Origin of the sequence: Wolbachia endosymbiont of Drosophila seguyi, assembly GCF_028981765.1 — a bacterium.
GTDB classification, from domain to species: Bacteria; Pseudomonadota; Alphaproteobacteria; order Rickettsiales; family Anaplasmataceae; genus Wolbachia; species Wolbachia pipientis.
Map to the genome: position 1 here is coordinate 1 of NZ_JAPQLM010000154.1, position 6,702 is coordinate 6,702.

A 6,702-nucleotide genomic window follows, 5' to 3' on the forward strand; every position below is an offset into this window, starting at 1 on the left:
CTCACTGTGTATCAAGAAGCAATAGCGGAATAGGTGCATATTGTAGAAGGTTAAAAAAACGACTAGGTGCACCAAAAGCGATTACTGCTACGGCAAGGAAATTAGCATGTATCTTTTATAGTATGTTGAAGTATGGACAAGAATATGTAGAAAGAGGAATAGATTATTATGAAACACGTTACAAAGAGAAAGTTGTAAAAAATTTAATCAAAAAGGCACAGGAATTCGGTTATATCTTAGTTCAACAGGAATAACTAATGGGAAGTTTCTTAGAAGCCAAAGATATACAGGAATATGCATTCCAACACCAACTGATGGTTGGGTAGGTGAAAATAATCATCAGACTGGTTTATCAGGTGATTTGCCAGACGTGAGTAATAATCCACAAATTTTTGAAAGTACTGATTCAGTACAGCTAGATAATATTGTTTTTAGCAATCTAATTCAGCTTTCCTTGATTAGTCAAGAGCATAATTCTACCTGCAATGATCATGTAATTTGTGATTCAGGTCACAATTCTGACGATGAGGATCAGATTCCAGAGGACTTTCCTTCAAGGAAACGAGTACGATCGATTGAAATTGATCAGTTTGAACCGTTGTACAAGAAGAGGAAAATAGAAGCACAAAATAATCAAAAATATACAGAAAATGTATGTAATCCAACAAATGGTGGTTTGTTAGGTGAAAGTGATAATTCACAAACTTTTGAAAGCGATCCTTTACAGCATGGTAGTAATGGTTTAGGTTATAACTTCAATGGTTATAGTCAAGCAACTTATAGTAAATTAAGTGCTTCAGATCAAGAAGAGGGTCAAGGCTATTCTTTAGGTGGTTCTTGTGAAAATAAAGAAAATTTGACAAAGGGCGCTGGTGGTAGTAATCAGACTTTTGAAGGTGAACAGAAAAGCTCAGAATTTCCGAAAGTTGACAATTGGTCAGATAGTGATGGGAACTCAGAAGATAGTTCGGACTCAAAAAAGGGTTCGTACTATAGTTCAGGTAATCTTGATTCAATGGAGTTAACAGATGATTTGGATTCAGAAAATGATCGGGACCTAGAAGATGATAATCCTTTTCTAAAAGACTCACTTTTTATGAAACTAAAAATGTCGTTAACTCAAAGTAAACAGGATCTGATTGATAAATGCTGTGGGGAGGTGAGAGGTATAACAGAACAAAATGAACAAAAAGATATAAAAAATACTCCAGAAAGTATTAAGTGCATAGTAGCTAAATACTTAGAAAAAGAAGTAATGTTAAATTTAAAATGTAGTTGTTGTAACAAAACTGTAACAAATACAGTATTTGAAGAAATAAAAGATCTTACTAGTGGTAGTCATATAAGTAACAGAAGTAACACTTTTGTATTTGATAACTTTCCCTATCAAAGTAAAGATAAAAACTGTAACAAAGAAAGTAAAGGTCAAAACTGTAACAAAGAAAGTGAAGATCAAAACTGTAATAAAGAAAGTGAAGATCAAAACTGTAACAGAAAAAATGAAGTGTCCGAAGAGGACATTATCAAAAGCATTGTTAGTAATTTATTGTTAGAAGGTGGGAAAGTAAAACGCCATAATTTTTTCGATGGGAATGAGTTTGAGCAGATAGTTACTTGTAATGGATTTGATGATGGTCTTTCTGAGAAATGTAAGGAAATTGAAAGCAAGCTAAAAGGTTTAGCATATGAAAGTATTGTAAACAAAAGCAAGCAGACTCAAAATGTATTAGGAGTAGACAAGGATAATAGATATTTTTGTATAGAGTACTCGCAAGATAGTATTGTTGAAGTTGCAGAAATCCTAAACAATGAAAAAGCCAAAGACTTAAATTTAAGAGTTGGCATACTCAAAATTGGAGAAAGTATAGTAAGAGTTGAAAATGTAGAAGAAATAGGGGGAAAAAGAAATTACATGGATGTCTCAAAAGGTGGTATTGAAATGTCTTTTACTACTGAGGTAGGAGAGATAAGTATTTATCTAAGTCCTAGTGAGAAAGGCAGCAATAAAATAAAAGTGGAGATTGATGGGGAAAACAGAGCAAGGCTTAATGAGTTAAAAAATAGGGGAAAAAGTTTAGGGGAAAACTGTCTTTTAGGAGGAAAAAGTGTTGAGGAAGCTATAGAGCATGAAAGTTTTGAAAGATATGGCAGTGTACCTAACACTGCTATGAAGGAACCTAGCTTAGGTTGCGTTGCTAACATAGCAAGGGGGGGATAAGCTTGCAGAGATAAAATGATGGGCCAAATTGGCAGTATTTCGCTTTTGTAATGTACTTCAAAATGGTAGTATGCAAGCTAGATAGAACTTAATTGACAGACAAGAATTAACTGATGGAAAAATTGACATAATCAAACAATCACAGAATAAACTAGTGAATTTTTTGAAAAGTATATAAAATTCAAGTTTAAGTAAATAGCATGGCACTTAGACTCATTCCAGACAACCTCGATATCAAGTTTAGTAAATATAGGGATTTGACTGCATTAATTAGCATTATTCTTATCATCTTTTCAATATTCACTGTTGTGCTGCGTGGAGTGAACTTAGGCATGGACTTTGCAGGCGGAATTTTGATAGAGATAAAATCTTCAGATGAGAATCACTCTATTCTCGATGCATTAAAAGAAAATGGTTTTACAGTGCAGAGTTCAAAAGCGGGTGATAATTTAGTCATGCGTTTTAAAGATGAAGGAGATGAAGATAAAATCAAAAAGATAAAAAGCATACTAGAAGAAAAGCTGGGGAGCTCAATAAGCTATCGTAAAATAGACTATGTTGGCCCACAAATAAGCTCAACACGAATATTTGAAGGAATGTTATCCATGTTGATCGCGATTGTTGGAATATTTTTTTACGTTTGGTTTAGATTTAATTGGCAATGTGGATTCAGTGGAATAACAGCACTGATTCATGACGTGATTTTAACTGTTGGTTTTATTAGCCTAACTGGCATTGAGTTTAATATTTCATCAGTTGCAGCTCTCCTTACTGTCATTGGTTATTCAATCAATAACTCAGTAATTATATATGATCGGATTCGAGAGTATCGCAGGAGTGGTAAAAGTGGGCGGATGAGTGAGGTAGTAGATGCAAGTATCAACGCTACATTATTTCGCACTATATTAACTTCTGGTACAACCCTTCTTGCTGCTCTTCCTTTGGTATTAATCTGCACAGATGCAGTGAGAGACTTCAGCTTGATCATTTTTTTTGGTATTTTGATTGGCACTTGTTCTGCAATATTTATTTCTGCTCCTATATTGACCTACAGAGCTTTGATAAGTAGATTGTAGAAGTGTTTAGTCGCGGTATAATATCAACTTATTATCTCTTATAGTGAAATGAAAATACCTTAAAAAGCTCATTCCAAGTAGTGAATGAGACATAGAATGAGTGTTAACGCTTGCCTGTACATCATTAATCAAAAAATTTCCTATTTTAACTTGAGGTATTTGAACCACTCCAGCTTTTATTTGACCTTTCGCAGTTTCATATATTTTAAAATCCTGAACATTTTGTAAGTTAATACCAACATGTAATGCGTCTTTTTGTGATAGAACAATATCGGTTGCTCCAGTATCAAGCAAAAACGTTATATTGCGATCATTGACTTGAGCCTGAATATAAAAGTGTCCATCATATGACTTCGTAAATTCAATACTTCCACTATTCTGACCGCTATTTTGAATTCTTCCTTTATATGGTAAAAAAGTACTGAGAAATCTGTCGCTTAGTTTGTCCCTTTGTGAATCAATAAGCATTGCAGTAGTGGCTATTATTAGCAACCAAATAACTAGATTTTTCACCGCGTTCATATTGTTAAAATTTGAAGCTATTAAAATAAATTTTAAAGATCAGCGTTAAAAGTTATTATTAAAAATAAGTAAATTTCATTGTTTTAGTACAATATTTAGTATACACTTTAAGAAGATATGTTTGATTTAATTTCATGTCAGAAGCAAAAAGTTTAATTTTGGCAGCTATCCTTTCCATGTTAATCATGGTGTCTTGGCGTATTATTTATGATAATTTTTTTAGTACAAACCAAAACCAGCCATTGATTGAAAATATTGAACATATCGAATCTTTTAACGACCTTGCTCCTATAATATACCAAAATCGTTCTGAAATTATTAATTCTACTCGAGAACAGAGGGTTAGTTTAACCAATAACATGATTAAAGGATCAATTTCTCTGAAAGGTGCAAGGTTTGATGACTTAATTTTAACTAATTACCACTTAGAACCGAGTTCTTCTTCTCCACAAGTGGTGTTACTGTCACCTGCAGAATCAAAAGATGTATATTTTGCAGAATTTGGGTGGCTCGATCCGAGTAACAAGATTAAAGTTCCAGATTCTAAAGCAGTCTGGCGAGCAGATAAACTTAATCAAAAAGAGGTCAATTTATCTTGGGACAATGAGAATGGCATTTTATTTAGAATGAAAATTAACCTCGACGATAATTACATGTTTAAAGTTGAGCAAGTTGTTGAAAATAATACAAAGGATAATGTAGTTTTGGTTCCTTATGGTAAAATTAACCGTAAACGTGACAATATCAACGAATCTTATTGGATATCCCATGAAGGAGTACTGGGTGCATTTGATAATAAACTAGAGGAGTGGACATATAAGGATATTTCCAAAAAACATTTAATAAAAGCAAGCACGAGTGAAAAAAATTGGTTTGGTTTTGCTGATAAATACTGGCTCACAGCCATCATACCTGAAAAATCTGATAAAATAAATGTAAGCATTAAACACACAAACGTTAATAATACTGATAAATTCCAAGTAGATTTTGTCAAACCTTACAAGAGCATACTTCCTGGTGCAAGCGTTTCTAATGTGAATTATTTTTTTGCTGGAGCAAAAAAGTTGAATTTACTGGATTCTTATAAGGACACTCTCAATATACCCCTGTTTGATAAAGCTGTAGATTTTGGTGTTCTTTACTTTATAACTAAACCAGTGTTTTTACTGCTTGAATATTTTAACTTCGTTTTAAAAAATTTTGGCTTAGCAATATTATTGCTGACTTTAGTAATCAAACTTTTGATGCTTTCCTTATTTAATAGATCATATATTTCGATGTTTAAGGTAAAAAGCCTGCAGCTTGAATTAACTCGTATAAAAGAGTTGTATAAAAATGACAGCTTAAAGCAGCATAAAGAGACAATTGCATTGTTTAAGAGAAACAACGTAAATCCAATGTCGAGCATTTTTCCCATGCTAATACAAATACCGGTATTTTTTGCTCTATATAAAGTATTATTTGTTACTATAGAGATGAGGCATGCTCCTTTTTTTTTATGGATTAAGGATCTTTCAGCTCCTGACCCAACGAACATCTTTACATTATTTGGGTTGTTTAATTATAACTTTCCTATTTCTATAGGCATTTTACCTATAATTTTCGGTGCCACCATGATAATTCAGCAGAAGCTAAGTGAGAAAGATCAAACCAGTAAAGATGATATTCAAGTAAATGTTATGAAGTTTTTACCTTACATTTCTGTCTTTATTTTTTCTTCTTTTCCTGCCGGCCTGGTAATATATTGGATATTTAGTAATATTATAACTCTAATTCAACAGTCATTAATAAAGTTGTTTTTAACAAAAAAAGTGGTAGTAAATGTCGAGAATACTAATAGTTAGTTCGATTTATTATACTGAAATAGCGAACCTTTTGCTTGAAGGTGCAATTGATAAATTAAAAGGCAGTAATGCCAGTTACGATGTAGTTGAGGTTCCTGGTACATTTGAGATACCAGCTACAATTCTTTTTGCAGTCAAGAGTGGGCATACTAATTATGATGGTTATTTAGCTCTTGGGTGCGTAATTCGCGGTGAAACCGATCATTATCAATATGTTTGTAAAGGAGTAATTGAAGGCTTAAATGAGGTTGTTATGCGTTATGCAATACCCCTTGGTATGGGTGTAATTACCGCTGACAGCAAAGATAAAGCACTAGTTAGCGCTGATAAAAACAAAAAGAACGTTGGTGGCCATGCAGCCTCAACTGTTTTGCGTATGATAGATTTCCACAATAAATTAAAATAATGGAGGAAAAACCAGTAGATAAAAAGTGGCGCATAAAAAGAAGCACGGCAAGATTTCTTGCTGTACAAATTGCTTATTCAAATATTTTCGTAGGTTACAACAAAAGCACTTTTAAACTGGAAAATTGTGAGCTTAAGGACTACATAAATAAGTTGAAAGATATATTTGAATGTGAAGAATTTGAACATCAGTTCTTAGAAAACTTGTTATATAAGGTTATAAAAAGCAGTGAAGAATATGATAAAATAATAGAGTCTTATTTACACCCAAGTTGGTCCCTTTCACGGTTAAATCTTATAAGCTTATCTATTTTGCGTGTTGCAATATGTGAGTTAGCTAATTGTGATACGCCAGTTCCAGTTGTCATTAATGAATATACTAACATTGCATCTGATTTACTTGATAAACCAAGCGAAATTGGTTTTATTAATGGGTTATTGGATAAGGCAAAAGATGCAGTTAAATTAAATAAAAATCCTTAGCAATTATAGCCAGCAAGCACAAGGTGTCATCCGAGTAGCTGCTGTATGAACATTGTCTACCAGATCCCAGTGCTTGACACTGGAATGGCTTTGTTGCATAGCAACTGAAAAAATCTGGTGGCTACTGACAAAATTCATTATAAAATAGCCATTT

Annotated in this window: 6 protein-coding genes and 1 pseudogene; 6 read left to right on the forward strand and 1 reads right to left on the reverse strand. The window is 33.0% G+C overall.

The window, feature by feature from the left end:
* The 3 genes and pseudogenes from OZD62_RS03925 to secF all read left to right on the forward strand — a co-directional run.
* Nucleotides 1-254: pseudogene (locus OZD62_RS03925) on the forward strand (IS110 family transposase); the annotation flags it as partial.
* On the forward strand, nucleotides 224-2,218 hold the full coding sequence (locus OZD62_RS03930; RefSeq protein ID WP_316658092.1) for a hypothetical protein: 1,995 nt from the start codon (nucleotides 224-226) through the stop codon (nucleotides 2,216-2,218). The pseudogene OZD62_RS03925 and the gene OZD62_RS03930, both read left to right, overlap by 31 nt.
* A 200-nt stretch (nucleotides 2,219-2,418) precedes the next feature.
* Nucleotides 2,419-3,294, forward strand: coding sequence for a protein translocase subunit SecF (gene secF, locus OZD62_RS03935; protein ID WP_275019469.1), 876 nt, complete (start codon nucleotides 2,419-2,421; stop codon nucleotides 3,292-3,294).
* 6 nt (nucleotides 3,295-3,300) lie between these two features.
* Here the strand turns inward: secF and OZD62_RS03940 are convergent, their stop codons facing one another.
* Nucleotides 3,301-3,816: a TIGR02281 family clan AA aspartic protease gene (locus OZD62_RS03940; protein ID WP_006279648.1), complete on the reverse strand. Its 516-nt coding sequence runs from the start codon at nucleotides 3,814-3,816 to the stop codon at nucleotides 3,301-3,303.
* 134 nt (nucleotides 3,817-3,950) lie between these two features.
* Between OZD62_RS03940 and yidC the strand changes: the two genes are divergently transcribed.
* The 3 genes from yidC to nusB are packed head-to-tail and all read left to right on the forward strand — an operon-like array spanning nucleotide 3,951 to nucleotide 6,548.
* Nucleotides 3,951-5,660, forward strand: a complete 1,710-nt coding sequence (gene yidC, locus OZD62_RS03945) for a membrane protein insertase YidC (RefSeq protein WP_275019470.1) — start codon at nucleotides 3,951-3,953, stop codon at nucleotides 5,658-5,660.
* A complete protein-coding gene (locus OZD62_RS03950) occupies nucleotides 5,638-6,066 on the forward strand; it encodes a 6,7-dimethyl-8-ribityllumazine synthase (RefSeq protein WP_275019471.1) in 429 nt (142 codons plus the stop codon). The genes yidC and OZD62_RS03950 overlap by 23 nt, the downstream gene beginning before the upstream one ends.
* Nucleotides 6,066-6,548, forward strand: coding sequence for a transcription antitermination factor NusB (nusB, locus tag OZD62_RS03955; RefSeq protein ID WP_007549265.1), 483 nt, complete (start codon nucleotides 6,066-6,068; stop codon nucleotides 6,546-6,548). The genes OZD62_RS03950 and nusB overlap by 1 nt, the downstream gene beginning before the upstream one ends.
* The last annotated feature ends 154 nt before the right edge of the window (nucleotides 6,549-6,702 follow it).

Excerpts from the sequence above, each read along its gene's own strand:
- nusB (WP_007549265.1), top strand. The coding sequence starts at position 6,066 with ATGGAGGAAAAACCAGTAGATAAAAAGTGGCGCATAAAAAGAAGCACG.
- yidC (WP_275019470.1), top strand. The coding sequence starts at position 3,951 with ATGTCAGAAGCAAAAAGTTTAATTTTGGCAGCTATCCTTTCCATGTTA.
- OZD62_RS03950 (WP_275019471.1), top strand. The coding sequence starts at position 5,638 with ATGTCGAGAATACTAATAGTTAGTTCGATTTATTATACTGAAATAGCG.
- secF (WP_275019469.1), top strand. The coding sequence starts at position 2,419 with ATGGCACTTAGACTCATTCCAGACAACCTCGATATCAAGTTTAGTAAA.
- OZD62_RS03940 (WP_006279648.1), bottom strand. The coding sequence starts at position 3,816 with ATGAACGCGGTGAAAAATCTAGTTATTTGGTTGCTAATAATAGCCACT.